Genomic DNA, 15510 nt, shown 5'->3' with positions numbered 1-15510 from the left:
TGATCCCAAAAAGATCTGGTTGTTATAAAATTCACAATTGCATCTTCATAACCGGGACCGTTGTTTATATAAACATTTTAGTTTATTTTCTGAAAATGGACTGTGACAAATATCACTCTTTCGGTGATATTTGTCACTTCCATCCAGTCCCATATTATCCTATAAACTCATTCTTTGCTAAGCAACCGTTAATTAGTTGTCAAATCTGCCGTAGAAAGCATTGCGGTATACATCAGCAAGTTCAGTAACTAGTGGCAGCTTAGGATTGGCAGTTGTACATTGGTCTTCAAACGCACGGTCAGCCAAGTAGTCTACGCGGGATTCAAAATCCTTAGGATCGAAGCCAAGCGCTTGGAACGACTCTTCGATGCCGAGTTTTTTGTTCATGTCGCGAATCGCGTTGATCAGGCTTGTTACGCCTTCTTCAGTAGTACGTGCTGGCAATCCCAGAATCCGTGCGATTTCAGCATAACGTTCGTCAGCTACAAAGTGCGAATATTTAGGGAACGAAGCAAACTTTGTAGGTTTTTTAGCGTTGTAGCGGATAACATGCGGCATCAGAATTGCATTGGTGCGGCCGTGAGCGGTGTGATACTGTCCGCCCCATTTGTGCGCCAAGCTGTGGTTAATGCCCAGGAATGCGTTGGCAAATGCCATACCAGCCAGCGTAGATGCGTTGTGCATTTTTTCGCGGGCAAGTTTGTCGCCTTGCAATGCCGATTTTTCAAGGTATTGGAATACCAATTGGATAGCTTTGATAGCCAGACCGTCCGAGTAGTCACTTGCCATTACGGAAACGTAAGCTTCGATGGCATGAGTCAATACGTCCATACCTGTATCGGCTACAGCTGTTTTTGGCAAGCTGTATACAAACTCAGGATCGATGATAGCTACGTCTGGAGTCAGCTCATAATCAGCCAATGGGTATTTAGTGTTGTTGGCAGTGGTTTTGTCAGTAATAACCGCGAAAGAAGTTACTTCCGAACCTGTACCCGAAGTAGTTGGAATCGCTACGAATTTCGCTTTGTTTCCAAGCTTAGGGAATTTGTATACGCGTTTGCGGATATCCATGAATTTCTGTTTCAGGCCGTTAAAGTCAGCGTCTGGGTGTTCGTAGAACAACCACATGCCTTTGGCAGCATCCATAGGGGAACCGCCACCGAGTGCGATGATGCAGTCCGGTTGGAATCTGTTCATCATTGCAGTACCTTTTTCTACAGTAGTAGTCGATGGATCTGGTTCAACTTCTGAGAACACTTCGATCGCTACTGGAGTCTGGCGTTGACGCAGGTAGTGCTCAACTCTTTCTACATAGCCCAGTTTAACCATCATTGGGTCAGTGATGATAGCTACCCGTGTGATGTCAGGCATTTTAGCCAGGTATTGAGTGGATCCCTTTTCGAAGTAAATTTTGTCAGGTACTTTAAACCATTGCATATTCACGGTACGACGGTTCACCCTTTTCACGTTGATCAGATTGATGGCAGTTACGTTCTGCGATACAGAGTTGCGGCCATAAGATCCGCAGCCCAGAGTCAGTGAAGGGATATTCGTATTGTAGATATCGCCGATTGCGCCATGTGTGGAAGGCGAGTTGACGAGAATACGTCCTGTTTGCAGACGGTGCGAGAACTTCATGATCACTTCTTCGTTGTTGGAGTGGATGGCCGAGCTGTGGCCCATACCGCCAAATTCAACAATCTGTGCTGCGCGTTCGATACCCTGATCTGCGTTTTTAACTTTGTAGCAAGCAAGAACCGGGCTCAATTTTTCAGCGGACAGCGGATATTTGGTGCCTACGCCTTCAAGCTCAGCTACCAGAATCTTCGTGCCGGCAGGAACTTGAATTCCGCACATTTCAGCAATTTTCACTGCGGATTGACCTACAATTGCAGGGTTTACTGCGCATTTTTCTACGTTCATTGCGCCGCTTGTCAGCTTGGCAGCTTCTTCTTTATTTACAAAGTAGCAACCGTTAGCGATCATTTTTTTCTTCACTTGGTCAAAGATTGCTTCTTCAATGATAACTGCTTGTTCGGAAGCGCAGATCATACCATTGTCGAATGTTTTGGAAAGGATAAGGTCGGTTACTGCCTGATCGATATCAGCACTCTTTTCAATGAAGGCAGGCACGTTACCAGGACCTACGCCAAGAGCTGGTTTACCGCAGCTGTAAGCTGCTTTTACCATTGCCGAACCGCCTGTTGCCAGGATCAGTGCAACGTCCGGATTGTTCATCAGTGCGTTTGTTTTGTCCATCGTAGGAAGCTCAATCCACTGAATGCAGTTCTCAGGAGCACCAGCTTTTACAGCTGCGTCATGGAGAATTTTGGCTGCTGCGGCGCTACACTCTTGCGCAGATGGATGGAAACCAAATATAATAGGGTTACGTGTCTTAGCGGCGATCAATGCTTTGAACATCGTAGTGGATGTTGGGTTGGTTACCGGTGTGATCCCCATAACGATCCCGACTGGTTCAGCAATCTTCTGGAAACTTTCGTATTGATTGTCTTCTACTACACCTACTGTTTTGTCATACTTAATGCCGTGCCAGATATATTCTGTTGCGAAGATGTTCTTCGTGATTTTGTCTTCATAGACGCCGCGGCCTGTTTCTTCTACAGCCAGCTTTGCCAAGTACATATGCTTGTCGAGTCCTGCCAACGCCATTGCATGAACGATTGTGTTAACCTGCTCTTGATCCAGCTCCATATAAGCTTCTTGAGCTTTCTTTGCTTTATCCACCAAAGTCTGAATATACTCTTCAGCGGTGGTTTGTTTCACTTGGGCGGCGACTTCGTTCTTAACTGCCATCTCCCTCGTCCTCCTGTCAATTTTTAGGTTGTTTTTCTCTACACACTTATCTTATCACATTCCACAACGGGTTGTATAGTGAAATCTTTCACAAAGTATAAAGTTTTTTTTGATTTGTTTTCAAAGCGCTTTCATTCGATCATATCTCGGATAATTTCCCATTTTATGTTTAAATATCGCTTTGTTTTTGTCATTTATGCGAACGTGAATTTTTTCACTTGACATGCTTCACTCAAAAAACAGCTGTTCTGATACTTCGCCTCTATCAAATAGCAAAAAGACCGGGAAGTCTCCCGGCCTTTAAGTGATAGCACTATTTACATATTTTCACTCATTCTCCCTGCGCTACTCTACCTTAATTGTATCAAAGAATTTCTCCTGAACGGTCTTAGCTGCAGCGTCAAGCTGGGTTTTGGAATCTGTGCCTTTTCTGGAGAAGAGCTCCTGAATCACATTGGACATTGTTGCATAATAGTCCTGCGTATTATATTGCGCTTCAGGCTTTCCATCCAGCAATGCCATAATATCCGGGTTATATTGATAGACAATATCGTACTTGTCATAGACTGCTTTGGTTTTTTTGCCAAAATCAGAATCAGCGGCATAGTAGTCCAGAAGCGGCGGGATAAAGTATTTGCCGTCGGCTTTGCGTTGCTGCAGAATGGCATCCAGTGCCTCAAGACCTTTGTCAGAGAAGTAATCGAAAGTAATGTAGCGGAAAGCCATCTCCTGCTCATCTTTGGTAGCATTCGGGTTGATGACCAGATAGTCGCCGCCGAGCACACCCGTGTGCTTGCCGCCTTTTTCCGCAGCAGGCATTGGATAAGTGAGCACATCCTCCGGTTTCAAACCACCCTGGTTCAGGGCTTGCTCGATCACACCGTCCGAACCAGCCATAACCATCGCTGTGCGCCCCTGTTGAAACGCGCCTACGGCGTCGCCCCAGCCCAGTGCCCAGTCCTGGGGAATAGCGTTTGCTTCCCATCTCAGCTTCTTATAGAAGTCCAGCGCCTTCACACCCGCATCAGAGTTAAAGGTAGCCACAACCTTCCCACCGTCAATCTTCTGGATTTCGCCGCCGGCTTCAAACAGGAAGTTGGTCCAGTTCCAGCCTGCTTCATTACCTTTACCCATTGGAGCAATTCCAGAGATGCCTTTTTTGGGATCTGCCACTCCTTTGGCGGTGTTCAGCATGTCATCCCAGGTCCAGTCCATGGCCGGAACAGCTACACCCTTATTGTCGAGCATCTTCTTATTGATCATCGTAGTGGTGACATAGCCTTTTTGGGTGATGCCATAGACCTTGCCGTCAATAATGAACTGGTTCTGTAGTACGGGGTTGATCTGGTCCTTGTACTCGTATTTATTCCAGAGTTCGGTTATGTCAGCAACCCAGCCCTTTTCAACCAGAAATTTCGCTTCTGTCGCATACGTATTGAAAAAAGTCGGGGCTTCGTTCGCAGCCATTTTCACACCGATTTCGCTTACGTTGTACTGCCAGTCGTCCTTGACGATCTCTACATTCGGATATTCCGCCTGGAACCTCTTGATCTTGTCATCCTCCTGGGCCCGTACTTCCGTCAGGTCCGGTGTAGGATAGTGGATCTTAATGGTGACTTTGCGCTGGGTAATATCATCTGCCGGTGCATTGGTAGCTGCGCTGCTGTTGTCTGCGGCTTTATCTGTTGCCGCCGGTGATGCTTCTCCACCATTTGTTCCCTTGGCGCTATTGTTGTTATTATTGCCGCCGCAGGCGGATAACAACGATCCTGTCACAAGCAGACAGGCCAGGACGCTGGAAAATTTACGCATTGAAACTCCCCTTTTCCATTCATAGTAAGCTTACAGATTCATCTTAAGAGAGAAATCGTTTCCAAACGAGGTGTATTTATATTCCTTTCAGGTGCAGGTATACGATCTAAGCCGCTCTGGCCCCATCCTTTTCTATCCCTTGACTGCCGACAAAGACACACCGCGCATAATGAATTTCTGAAACAGCAGGAACACGAGAATCGGCGGCAGAGAGACCAGAAAAAGAATCGCGAACTTGATATTGGTATTGAGCGCCTTGACGGCGATAACATATTTATAAATCGCTGTGGCGAGTGTGTATTTATCCTCAGTGTGCATGACAAGGGACGGCCAGAACCAGTCATTCCAGGCGGTAGAGAAGATGAAGATCGCCAGTGTGGCAAAGATGGGAACCGACAGCGGGACCGCAATCGAAAAAAAGCTGCGGGGCTCCGAGGCCCCGTCTATCCGTGCAGCTTCGAAAATCTCCGGATGAATTCCATCAAAAAAGTTCTTCAGGAGCAGAAAGTAGAACGTGTTAGCCCCCGCTGGCAGCCAGAACGCCGCATATTGGTTCAGCAGTCCAAGCTCCTTGAGATTCACGAAGTTTGGAATCATGTAACTGGTCGCCGGGATAAACAAAGTCATCAGGAAGAAGAAGTAAAAGACCTTACGGTACGGCACGTTCATCCGCGAAATGCTGAAGGAAGCCAAACCCAGCACAATCAGCGTCACGATCATATTCCCCACAAAAATATACAATGTGTTCCTGAGGAACATCAGTAGATCAATATAATTCAGCGCATCCTTCAAATTGCTGAAATGCCACTCCTGCGGAAAAAAATGCGGCGGGAATGAATTGACCTCAGCGTTGGATTTGAGCCCATTGAACATCGTCATCAGGATCGGATAGAGCATGGTAAAGACCATGACCAGGATGAAGAAGACCATAATTCCGTAGACGAATTTATTGCTTGTTTTTTTCAAATCATGTTCGGAGAGGATGCCTCTGTCCGCGCTCTTCATGCTAGTTGTCCTCCTTGTTCAGCCTGAACTGCAGAATGCCCAAACCGCCCAGGACCACAAACATCAGCATGCCGAGCGCCGTCGCCGTTCCATAATCGAGCCGGGTAAAAGCATACTTCACAATCAGCAGCGCATAGGTCAGTGTCGTATTGTTCGGCCCTCCATCAAGCAAAGCAAGCTGCGACTGGTATCCTTGCGAGGTGGCAATAATCTGCAGGATCAGCATCAGGACAATGAGGTTACGCAAAGACGGCAATGTAATATGGCGTATACGGGCCCACACGCCAGCACCGTCAATTTCAGCGGCTTCGTACCAGTCACGCGGAATACTAAGCACAGCGGCCAGATAGATCAGCATCCCCGACCCGAACTGCTGCCAGGTTTCCATAAAGACAAGTGAGATCATGGACCACCTGCTGTCCGTCAGAAACGGGATTTGATCCGCTCCTATCGTGCGCAGCAAAGCGTTAATCGGTCCGACCGGATCATAGAGCCATCTCCACAAGCCGTACAACACTACAGCCGGCAGCACAAATGGCAGATAGGCCGCCACACGCACCAAGCCTCCGAACTTCCGTAGCTCTGAAATAGCGACCGCAAAGGCAATCGGTACCCAAAAACCGATCACGAGACAGAGCATCATGTAATAGAGGGTGTTCTTCACGGCAATCCGCACATCGGGGTCCGTAAGCGCTCTGGAATAATTGTCGAGGCCAACAAAGGTATTGCCCTTCACAAAGTCCACGGTATAGAAGCTGTACATAAAGCCTTTAAATATGGGAACCCACATGAACAAAATAAATATAGCGATGGCGGGTACAAGAAACATATATCCCCAAAAGTTTTTTTTCCACCGGTTCTGTTTGTACGGTTTACGCTCAGGTTTCACCGGTATCGTCTCACGGATTGCAGCGGTTTGGTTCATCTGGCTCCCTCATTCCTTTCGTCTGTCAGCACTTCATCAAGTACTGTCTGCATTAATTGTAGGAAAGGAGCCGGGGACTTAACATGTCTATATCTACCGCAATCGTAAGCGTTCTTACTTCTTCAGCTCGCTGGGACTGATACCATAATATTTTTTGAAAATCTTGCTGAAATGCTCCGGCGATTCATACCCGACCCGCTCCGCGATCTCGTAACGGCGCAAATCCGTACTCAGAATCATCTCCCGGCTCTCCTCCATCCGCAGCTTGATCACGTATTCCCATAGGTTATGGCCTGTGTTTTTTTTGAAAAGATAGCTTAGATAGTTGGGGCTTACGTGGTTTTTTTTGGCCACCTCATGGATCGTTAAGCCTTTCTGGGCATAATTCTCGTCGATATACGCCTTGGCCTTCTGCACAATCAGGTTACTGTGCGTATAGATGTCCTCGGGTGACGGGTCGGCGGCATAGCTGCTCCAGTTGAAATCTCCATAATAAAATACAAAATGATCCGAGTGTTCCTTGTTCCACTGAATAGCCTTTGCGGCCTGCCGGTTCAGCACATCCATGAATGATAGGCCTTTGAGGATCTGACTGATGCCGATCACGGCGTTCAGGTGCAGATACTTGTGGATATTTATATGCAGACTGCGCCCAAGTACATCCAGCCGGTTGATCTGGCCCGTTGCTGACTCCTCATAGTTTTTCTCATCCCACTGGATAATGACGGTGATCTCTTCCTCAGGAGAATAAAAGGCTACGGTGCTCCACTCCTGATCAAGCAGCTCCTTGGCAATATTAAGCGCGGCATAACGCAGAAGCTCCCGGTCACGGGAGGTATATTTTTGCACCTTATTCTCTTCAGGCAGCGGCAGCTTAATCTTGATCACGGAGAAAAAAGGACCCCGAAGCTTCAGTTCATCCAGCTTCCGCAGCGTCTCTTCTTCACCCAGCACTGAGCTAGGCTCTTGAATCAGCGTATTCAGCAGCTTGCTGTATTCGGGCAACGGCTCCTCCAGACGAAAGCTCTCCCCGATTCCGGCCATGAAGGTCGCAAGCTCTGGAGAAGGCTTATCCATTTTGAGCAGCACACTCCGAACCGAATCCAGAAAATGCTCGCTGTTCAGCGGCTTGATTAAATAATCCTTCGCCCCCAGGCGGACAGCCATCTGGGCATATTGAAACGTCTCGTGTGCAGATATGATGATCGTCTGCACCCAAGGTTTGGCCAGCTTCGCATGCTGCATCAGCTCAATCCCGCTCATCGCCCCCATCTGGATATCGGTCACCAGCAGATCCACATCCTCCATACGGATACAGTCCAGCGCTTCAAAACCGCTGTTCGCGGTATAAATACGATCGATCTCCAGCCCCGAAGAGGCCAGCAGACTGCTGAGCCCTTTGCAAATCAGCGGTTCATCGTCTACAACCAAAATATTGAACATATAAGAGGCCACCTTTCATTCTTGATTCTCCGACTTCGGAAGTTTAACCATTACGACGGTCCCTCCCCACTTGCGGGGAGCATAGCTGATCCCATAATGCGGGCCAAAATGCAGATGCACACGCTGATTGATGTTACGGATGCCATAACCGCTGACCGGATGGGGGCTCACATCATTCAGCACCTGCTCAATGGCCTTGTAATCCACCTGTTTGTAACCATTATCTTCTATAGTAATTAGAATGGTATCCTCTTGTAGAATCGAGGTGATGATGATCTCCCCGTCCTCATCCATATTTTTCACTCCGTGGATGATCGCATTTTCGATGAGGGGCTGAAGGGTGATTTTGGGAATGAGATTGACCTTGGTCTCCGGGGCAATGTTCCAAATGACGGTGAACACATAATCATACCGGTGCTGCTGCAGCTTGATGTAGGCGCTGGCATGCTCCAGCTCCTCCTCCAGCGTAATCAGTTCCCGGCCCCGGCTTAAGCTGATCTTCATCAGCTTGGACAGCTCCTTGATCATTTCCGCGGATTCCACATTGCCTTCCAGCGAGCTTTTCCAATAGATGCTCTCCAGAGTGTTATACAGCAAATGCGGATTGATCTGCTGATAAAGCAGCTGCAGCTGTGATTCCTTCTGCTTCAGCTCCATCTGGTATTTGTACATAATAAGACTGTTCAGCCTGCGGGCCATATCATAGGTGGAAGCGATGAGCACACTGACTTCATCATTTGTCCCTCTTTGCGGCGTCTCCGGTACACGGTTGCCCGGCTCGTATTTGCGCACAAAAAAAGCCAGCTTTTGCAGAGGAGTCATTAGAGAACGCCAGAAATAAGTGATGATAATCAATCCAAAGAGCGCGTAGGCAACCGTTATGTATTGAATCACCCGCTTCATTTCCTTCTGCTGCTGGAGCAGCGCTTGAACCGGAACCTTGTAGATCAGTTTTTGGGCGAAGGCATGATTGTTGTTCACCACATAGATAAAGTCATCCGTGATCATGTCCTCTGTTCCTTCCGGATCACCGGGATCAGCCCCCTCCGGCAGGCCGATAACTTCCCCTGTGGCATTGGTGGTAGAAGCCAGCACGCGGTTGTTCATATCGGTTAAATAGATTTCACCTTCAGGCAACGAAATGGATTTCAGGGACTCGCCGATTTTGGATTCCATCTTAGTGACAACCAGCACGCCGACGGTACCCGCCCCCCTGTAAATGTTATTGACCGCACGGACGTAAGTCAGCGTCTTCAGATTCTCTGCCTGCGGACTCAGCTTCTCCGTGAACAATAAATAGCCCTGGCCCTTTTGCTGAACCACCTGGTCAAACCAGTAAGGCTTCTCTCCCTTGGAGAAAAAATAAACCCCGGCCTTCTTCACCTGTGGAAAATTAGGGGCAAAAAAATAATAATTATCCGGGTCGTACACGTACAGCGAGTAATAAATCCCATCGCCGCGCTCGGCTCCCTGCGAATAACTGCCGAGCAGCTTTTCTATCGTTTCATAGCGCTCCACCCGGTCCAGAACAGGTTCGTCGCCGCTCACATGCAGCTGCTGCAGAATCGGATTCTGGATGATCGTGGTGGTGATTTTGTTCACTGTATCTATATCTCTGTTAATAATCGCAAAATTCTGTTTGTTCAGCTCCACATAAGCATTTGTCACATGACGCTTGAGGATTTCCTCAGCCTTGTAGTTGCCGTAGCTGTTAAGGATCAGGATAGGCGAGATCATAATTAGAAACAGCAGGATCAGCTGCTGCTTGACGTTCAGCCTGACAATTGGCTTGATAAAAGCAGACAACATCTGGATACACCTCCAGTTTCAATAATATATCAAACGGATAAGCGCTTACACAGGTTTATTTCAAAGGAAATGATGTTCATTTATATGCAATTTTCCCGGTTTGCAGGGGGGAGCAGTGGTGATAGGGGCGACGCTGCGCGGAGCGTTTGGGCTTACGATCGCTGTTATCCCCCGAATTCCTGATTGAAACTACACCACTAGTTGTAGAAATCCGGGATAAAGGCGACCACTGGCGTTTCTCCAGCTCCAAACCTCCACTCCGCGTCTTCATCACCACAGTTCCCAAACCCAGAAAACCGAAAAAATTGTGGGGTTGGGCGCGGCAGAGAAACAAAAAAAAGGAACCGTCATCGGACAGTCCCCTTGCATAATCATCTGGCAACGATGATGTTTGGATTCATTCGGGTCAGTTCTTGTTCAACAAGTCTGTAACGATGATAGGCAATCGTGCAGCTAAGGGAGTTCCGGCTGCTCACATCATCAAAATAAGCAACCTTGAAGGTCCTGTCCAGACGTGCCACGTTATGAATGTTGACCGCCGTTCCCCGATCTACGATGCTATAAATGCATCCGGTGCTGTTAAGCGCGTTCACCCAGTACCGCAAGGGTCCCATGATGTAGTATATGCCTTCCCTTGTATGTACCAGGATAGACTGTGATTCGTTGGAATTGCACTTAAGAAACAAGATGTGTTCGAAGTAAACAGCGATGATCCCGGTAGATCCGTCAGCGGTTTCGGTAACGGATAACGCTCTCAATGGAATCAACCTGCCTTCTTGTTTATTTTTTTAACAGTTCAGCCGGAATGTTGCCTTTGAAAAAAACAAGAAGCTATTTGTGCCTACTGTAGCACTCGCAACTTTGGTCAGTACATTTGCTACCAGATTCAAGATCTCACCCCCTTTCCCAGCACCAGTGTAATGCTCTGGGCCAAAAAGCTGAATGCCAAAGCCGGTGATAATAGTAGAAAGTTGGATGCGTCAAGCAGAATCGCTGCCAGCTTCATATAAGGATAATATTTGGACGGAGCAATAAAAAAGATGATAAGGATAGCTGCCATTGTTGCAGAAATGGTCCACATCTGCCCCATCGCATGCAGCGAAATGCCTGTAAAAAGAATGGTGGACGCTACTGCGCATTGCATATTGGATTTCAGATGCATGCCTCCGGTCAACTGGCCAAGAAGTGCGAACAAGATCAGAATAGTGGCTATCTCTCCTACCTGAAGAACGACATCATCAGGGTAAAAATCCCTACACCCTCAACAGTCGAGAAAAACATAAACCCGCCGACCCCCATGAAAAAAGGCATCACAGGCGACATTTTTCCAAAATATCTTTTTCCATTATATTGCATATTTTACCAGCAGTATAGTTGAATTTGGTAATATACAGGAAGATATAGAACATACGGAAGAAGCCTTCCATAGAACCGAACGGCTCATGAAAGGCTTCTTTTCCTGCTACTTGCAATATCCATTCAAGGTAAGCCAGGAGGCGCATGCCTCCGTCCAGCCTCGGGTGTGGGGCTTATCGCCAGCCAGACCAAGCCCATGCTCACCATGTGCGTATACATGAAGATCAAACGGAATATGATGGCGGCTTAACGCAGCGGCGAATTGCAGGCTGTTCTCCACCGGTACTGCCTCATCATCCGAGGTATGCCACAGGAAGGCAGGCGGTGTTGCTGCCGTGACCTGAAGTTCACTGCTAAGTCGTTCAGCCAGCTCCGGATCCGGATTGCTTCCCAGCTGATTTTCTTTTGAGCCCTGGTGGGTCACACCTTCTGCCATGGATATTACCGGATAACAGAGGATCAGCAGATCCGGGCGGCTGGACTGGCGCTCCAGAGACTCTGAAGCAGCTTCATCCCCAGCATCGAATAAAACACCGGCAGCAGAAGCTAAGTGTCCGCCTGCCGAAAATCCCAGGATACCTAATCTGCCGGGATCAATTCCAAACTCATCAGCACGGTAACGGATCGTGCGGAGCGCACGCTGAGCATCATTCAGTGCATGCGGATAACCATAAGGTGCTACCCGGTAACGCAGCACAAAGGCTGATATCCCCAGCGTGTTCAGCCATTCTGCAACCGGTCCGCCTTCATGATCCGCCCGCATGGCATAGGCGCCGCCCGGACAGACGATCACAGCGGCATTCTTCTGACCTTCCACCAGATAAGGTATAATTGCCGGACAATCCTCATCACTTGTTCCCAGTGCTCCGGGTGCCCCCTCCGGCCATAACAATAATGTTTCCATCTTCATCCCTCAAGCTTTCTTTCAATAGGATAGATTCATTCAGGAAATCGCTTTCTTTCCCTGCAACAAGTCTATCAAGGTCTTACAGTTGATGCAATCCTGTCACAACAAAATCTGATTACGAAGTTGAAAAGAAGCTGCAGGTTGCGTTATGATCAAAAAAGCTGAAAAAATCAAGCTTGCAAAAAAAGAAAAATAGCAGCTTTTCCCATTATCTGTGCATAATAGGTGACCACTGCTATAATAAAGTGCTTATTTATGACTTTAATCCTTAGTTCAGGCGAAAATCATATTAAATCTCACACCTTTGAAGTGAAAATTATCACAATGTTAAAAATTCGACACTTTTTCACGAAAATTTCCACCCATAAAGAGGGATTTCAATGTATAATTAATTTAAAATTTACTGAAAAACTGAGGGAATAAAGGGGATGTCGATTATGATAAAGGAACATTATAATGTTATCGAAGCCCACGGCAATACAAACTGTTTCTCCGAACAGAACTTTAACCGGCTTCTGGTTACAATGAAAGAGCGTATGGTACCTGAGGGCTCTCACTTGTTCTGGGAAGGCGACTACTCGGATAAATTGTTTTATATCAAACGTGGACGTGTGAAACTAACCAAATCAACTGACGAAGGCAAAGAACTCATTCTGTATATGTATCAGGCCGGCGACATGGTAGGTCAGGCTGATCCCTTCTTCAGCACCAAGCACAGCTTCACTGCCGAAGTGATTGAAGAAAGTGAAGTTGGCGTTATCGAGCAGAAGGATCTGGAGATTCTGATCTGCCAGCATTGTGATTTTGCTATCGACTTTATGAAATGGATGGGTATCCATCACCGTCTCACGCAGACGAAATTCCGTGATCTGATGATGTACGGCAAGCCTGGCGCACTCTGCTCCACGCTGATTCGACTGGGTAATACCTACGGCGAGAAGACCGGGGACAGCATTTTGATCAACAAAAAAATTACGCATACGGATCTCTCCAACATGATCGGCGCAACTCGTGAGAGCGTCAACCGGATGCTGAGCGATCTGCGTAAAAAAGATGCTGTAGAATATGAGAATGGCATGATCGTCATCAAGGATCTTACGATGCTTCAAGACATCTGCCACTGTGAATTATGTCCTAACGAAATATGCCGCATTTAATTTCCTAATAATAATACCCTCTATTCACCTCATTGAAACATATATGACCCGGAAATGAAATGCTGCATCAATTAATAGAGTGGTCAAAGGCGCCTTGTCCGGCGTCTTTTTTTCATGTTAAAGGTAGATTTTTCACTTCCCAGTCATCAAAAAATCCAGCCTCCCGAGGCAAAGAGCCTTCATTCACCCATGCAACCGCCGCTAACGTCACAGGCGAAGCCGAATCCAGTGTAATTGCCGGCAACTCCACCCACTCCGTTCCCAGTGAATCCTGTTCAGCAAACTCCGTAATCCCTGAAGCTACTGCATCACCGGCAATTCCTACGGTATAGAGAGCGGCTATATGATGCATGTGGGTAAAGGTATCCTCCTGATAGCGGACAAACCAATCAAATGTCCCCAGATTTCGTTCCACCGTCACTGGAAGCCCAGTCTCCTCCATAAACTCCCGTACCAATCCTTCCAGCAGGGACTCATTCTCCTCCAGTCTGCCCCCAGGCAGATCAAACCTCCCTGTATAAGGGCCTCTTCCTTTACGTATGACCAGAAGTTTCCCGTCATTCACACAAATTCCGTATACCCCAAAATGATTAAAGCTCCTCATCACGGATTCACTCCCTGGCGTATCACGATATATGTATTTTTACAAAACGGTACCCATGTCTTCCATAATGTCTCAAAATCGCGGATGAATACTTTTCGGTTATAGCAGGTTTCATTACAGTTAATGGTGTGTTCCAAAGAGTCTGCCAAGTAAAAATATTCGTCATCATAACCAACGACTGGTACAAAATGCAAATACCTTTGGTCAGGTAAAACCCGTATAAACGCAATGACCGGAATGCCTAGATTCACTTGTTTCTTTAAGGTATCAACATTCCCTGAGCAAAAAAAAGCGGCATAACCAAGCTTCTTAAAGAACAAGAGAATGCCCTTAGGCGTAACCGTTCCATCATACAACTTTCTAGGGTAGTCTTTATAAAGCTTGTTGCCATCCGACTCCATCCCAAAATGTCTCATGATGTATGCGCTCGAAAATGCGGCGCATTCATAATTATGCTGAATGTCCATCCTATTCGAGGATTGGATAACATACGAATTCGGAATCGCGTTGGTCGAGATGAAGTCCTTACTCGGGAGAACAAAATAATATAAAACTAAACCAGCCAGGCATATACCTATTGCTATTGGCGGAATAAGAATAAACCCCATTGTATTCCTCCTATAAATTTCTATATTTGATTTATTCGTAAAGTTAAGCGTATATTCCTGCAAGGATTAGCGTAAATCTGCCCATTTGCAACAAGGCAACCGTACAAAGGTGGCTTGGCCCCTCCTTTGGTTGGACTTTCACCATATAAATAATGCGTGCCTCTAGGCACGCACTATGCAAAAAAGCCCTGCAGTCAATTGACCACAGGGCTCTGCAAGGACTAGCTGACTTGCTTTTTCGTCTTATTGATAACACCAGTCCGTGCTGCCCGCACCGGGGAGATCATCCAGTACGCCATACCGACAAACACGCCGCCGCCGATAATATTGCCTAAGGTGACTGGAATCATGTTGTGCAGCCATCCGGCTATAGTAACCGTCTCCGGATGGTTAGGCAGCAGCACCGCTACGCTTAGCAGCGTCATATTCGCTACACTGTGCTCATAGCCGCTCGCGATGAAGGCGAACAGACACCACCAGATCAGCACCAGCTTGGCAGTCTCACTTTTGGCACGGGAGGACATCCACAGCGCCAGGCAGACCAGCCAGTTACAGAGAATACCGCGGAAGAACAGCTCGGAGAACGGCAGGCTCATTTTTTTGGCGGCTGCGGTGAAAATCAGATGTTCCGCCGGAGCAGCTGTAAATAATCCTGTACCCCGGATCAGCAATGCCAGAACCACCGCACCGGCAACATTTCCGATAAATACGAGGACCCAATTCTTTGCTGTATCCCATACGCTGGTTCTTCCCGCAAGTGTACTTACGGTGAAAAACATATTGTTCCCCGTGAACAGCTCCGAGCCAGCGAAGACTACCAGCGTCAGGGCAATCCCGAAGGACATCCCCATAATCAGCGGCTGAAAAGGAGACTTAATCGCCGCCAGCGGCGCCCCGAGTGAAAAGATCAGAATAATACCAATGCCTACATAGGCTCCGGCCAGCAGTGCGGCAAGAAAGTATTTAGGCAGACTTTCATTCATCTTGTCGCGTTTGGCCACTGCCGTCTCCACGATGTTCTCTACACTTTGCGTAAACACACGTCCACCCCGCCATTCTCCTTTAAAATT

The 15510-nt window shown here is 47.4% G+C and carries 13 protein-coding genes; 1 reads left to right on the top strand and 12 read right to left on the bottom strand.

What is annotated here, in order from left to right; all coding sequences use genetic code 11:
- Nucleotides 1-192 precede the first annotated feature (192 nt).
- The 9 genes from adhE to ACTJKB_RS08940 all read right to left on the bottom strand — a co-directional run bounded on the left by adhE (nucleotide 193) and on the right by ACTJKB_RS08940 (nucleotide 12068).
- Nucleotides 193-2814 (bottom strand): bifunctional acetaldehyde-CoA/alcohol dehydrogenase, encoded by a 2622-nt coding sequence (adhE, locus tag ACTJKB_RS08980; protein ID WP_440833355.1) that lies wholly within the window; start codon nucleotides 2812-2814, stop codon nucleotides 193-195.
- A 345-nt stretch (nucleotides 2815-3159) separates the two neighbouring features.
- Complete coding sequence (locus ACTJKB_RS08975) at nucleotides 3160-4626, bottom strand: ABC transporter substrate-binding protein (RefSeq protein ID WP_440833353.1); 1467 nt, start codon at nucleotides 4624-4626, stop codon at nucleotides 3160-3162.
- Nucleotides 4627-4758: 132 nt separating this feature from the next.
- Nucleotides 4759-5631: a carbohydrate ABC transporter permease gene (locus ACTJKB_RS08970; protein WP_440833351.1), complete on the bottom strand. Its 873-nt coding sequence runs from the start codon at nucleotides 5629-5631 to the stop codon at nucleotides 4759-4761.
- Nucleotide 5632: 1 nt separating this feature from the next.
- Nucleotides 5633-6556, bottom strand: coding sequence for a carbohydrate ABC transporter permease (locus tag ACTJKB_RS08965; RefSeq protein ID WP_440833350.1), 924 nt, complete (start codon nucleotides 6554-6556; stop codon nucleotides 5633-5635).
- Between the two features lie 114 nt (nucleotides 6557-6670).
- Nucleotides 6671-7999 carry a response regulator transcription factor gene (locus ACTJKB_RS08960; protein WP_440833349.1) on the bottom strand — a complete coding sequence of 443 codons (1329 nt, stop codon included), beginning with the start codon at nucleotides 7997-7999 and terminating at the stop codon, nucleotides 6671-6673.
- A 15-nt stretch (nucleotides 8000-8014) separates the two neighbouring features.
- On the bottom strand, nucleotides 8015-9808 hold the full coding sequence (locus ACTJKB_RS08955) for a cache domain-containing sensor histidine kinase (protein ID WP_440833347.1): 1794 nt from the start codon (nucleotides 9806-9808) through the stop codon (nucleotides 8015-8017).
- Between the two features lie 371 nt (nucleotides 9809-10179).
- Nucleotides 10180-10575, bottom strand: a complete 396-nt coding sequence (locus ACTJKB_RS08950) for a LytTR family transcriptional regulator DNA-binding domain-containing protein (protein ID WP_440833346.1) — start codon at nucleotides 10573-10575, stop codon at nucleotides 10180-10182.
- Nucleotides 10576-10694: 119 nt separating this feature from the next.
- Nucleotides 10695-11021: an accessory gene regulator B family protein gene (locus ACTJKB_RS08945; RefSeq protein WP_440833875.1), complete on the bottom strand. Its 327-nt coding sequence runs from the start codon at nucleotides 11019-11021 to the stop codon at nucleotides 10695-10697.
- A 249-nt stretch (nucleotides 11022-11270) separates the two neighbouring features.
- Nucleotides 11271-12068, bottom strand: a complete 798-nt coding sequence (locus ACTJKB_RS08940) for an alpha/beta hydrolase (protein WP_440833344.1) — start codon at nucleotides 12066-12068, stop codon at nucleotides 11271-11273.
- Nucleotides 12069-12508: 440 nt separating this feature from the next.
- On the opposite strand from ACTJKB_RS08940, the gene ACTJKB_RS08935 reads away from it, so the two are divergent.
- The gene (locus tag ACTJKB_RS08935; RefSeq protein WP_220101580.1) at nucleotides 12509-13228 is read left to right on the top strand and encodes a Crp/Fnr family transcriptional regulator; all 720 of its coding nucleotides are present in this window, start codon (nucleotides 12509-12511) and stop codon (nucleotides 13226-13228) included.
- Between the two features lie 112 nt (nucleotides 13229-13340).
- Here ACTJKB_RS08935 and ACTJKB_RS08930 read toward each other — a convergent pair whose 3' ends face one another.
- The 3 genes from ACTJKB_RS08930 to ACTJKB_RS08920 all read right to left on the bottom strand — a co-directional run bounded on the left by ACTJKB_RS08930 (nucleotide 13341) and on the right by ACTJKB_RS08920 (nucleotide 15480).
- Nucleotides 13341-13832, bottom strand: a complete 492-nt coding sequence (locus ACTJKB_RS08930; RefSeq protein ID WP_440833342.1) for an NUDIX hydrolase — start codon at nucleotides 13830-13832, stop codon at nucleotides 13341-13343.
- The gene (locus ACTJKB_RS08925) at nucleotides 13832-14440 is read right to left on the bottom strand and encodes a cysteine peptidase family C39 domain-containing protein (RefSeq protein WP_440833340.1); all 609 of its coding nucleotides are present in this window, start codon (nucleotides 14438-14440) and stop codon (nucleotides 13832-13834) included. The genes ACTJKB_RS08930 and ACTJKB_RS08925 overlap by 1 nt, the downstream gene beginning before the upstream one ends.
- A 221-nt stretch (nucleotides 14441-14661) precedes the next feature.
- Nucleotides 14662-15480, bottom strand: a complete 819-nt coding sequence (locus tag ACTJKB_RS08920; protein WP_440833338.1) for a formate/nitrite transporter family protein — start codon at nucleotides 15478-15480, stop codon at nucleotides 14662-14664.
- Nucleotides 15481-15510 lie beyond the last annotated feature (30 nt).

This window comes from Paenibacillus sp. 22594 (genome assembly GCF_052044425.1).
Taxonomy (GTDB): Bacteria; Bacillota; Bacilli; order Paenibacillales; family Paenibacillaceae; genus Paenibacillus_AQ.
Note: the sequence above shows the minus strand (reverse complement) of the source record. Positions and strands in the feature narration are given on the sequence as shown.

Coding starts and splice junctions, on each gene's coding strand:
- ACTJKB_RS08925 (WP_440833340.1), bottom strand. CDS start 14,440: ATGGGGTTTATTCTTATTCCGCCAATAGCAATAGGTATATGCCTGGCT.
- ACTJKB_RS08965 (WP_440833350.1), bottom strand. CDS start 6,556: ATGAACCAAACCGCTGCAATCCGTGAGACGATACCGGTGAAACCTGAG.
- ACTJKB_RS08970 (WP_440833351.1), bottom strand. CDS start 5,631: ATGAAGAGCGCGGACAGAGGCATCCTCTCCGAACATGATTTGAAAAAA.
- ACTJKB_RS08935 (WP_220101580.1), top strand. CDS start 12,509: ATGATAAAGGAACATTATAATGTTATCGAAGCCCACGGCAATACAAAC.
- ACTJKB_RS08930 (WP_440833342.1), bottom strand. CDS start 13,832: ATGAGGAGCTTTAATCATTTTGGGGTATACGGAATTTGTGTGAATGAC.
- ACTJKB_RS08975 (WP_440833353.1), bottom strand. CDS start 4,626: ATGCGTAAATTTTCCAGCGTCCTGGCCTGTCTGCTTGTGACAGGATCG.
- ACTJKB_RS08960 (WP_440833349.1), bottom strand. CDS start 7,999: ATGTTCAATATTTTGGTTGTAGACGATGAACCGCTGATTTGCAAAGGG.
- adhE (WP_440833355.1), bottom strand. CDS start 2,814: ATGGCAGTTAAGAACGAAGTCGCCGCCCAAGTGAAACAAACCACCGCT.
- ACTJKB_RS08940 (WP_440833344.1), bottom strand. CDS start 12,068: ATGGAAACATTATTGTTATGGCCGGAGGGGGCACCCGGAGCACTGGGA.
- ACTJKB_RS08955 (WP_440833347.1), bottom strand. CDS start 9,808: ATGTTGTCTGCTTTTATCAAGCCAATTGTCAGGCTGAACGTCAAGCAG.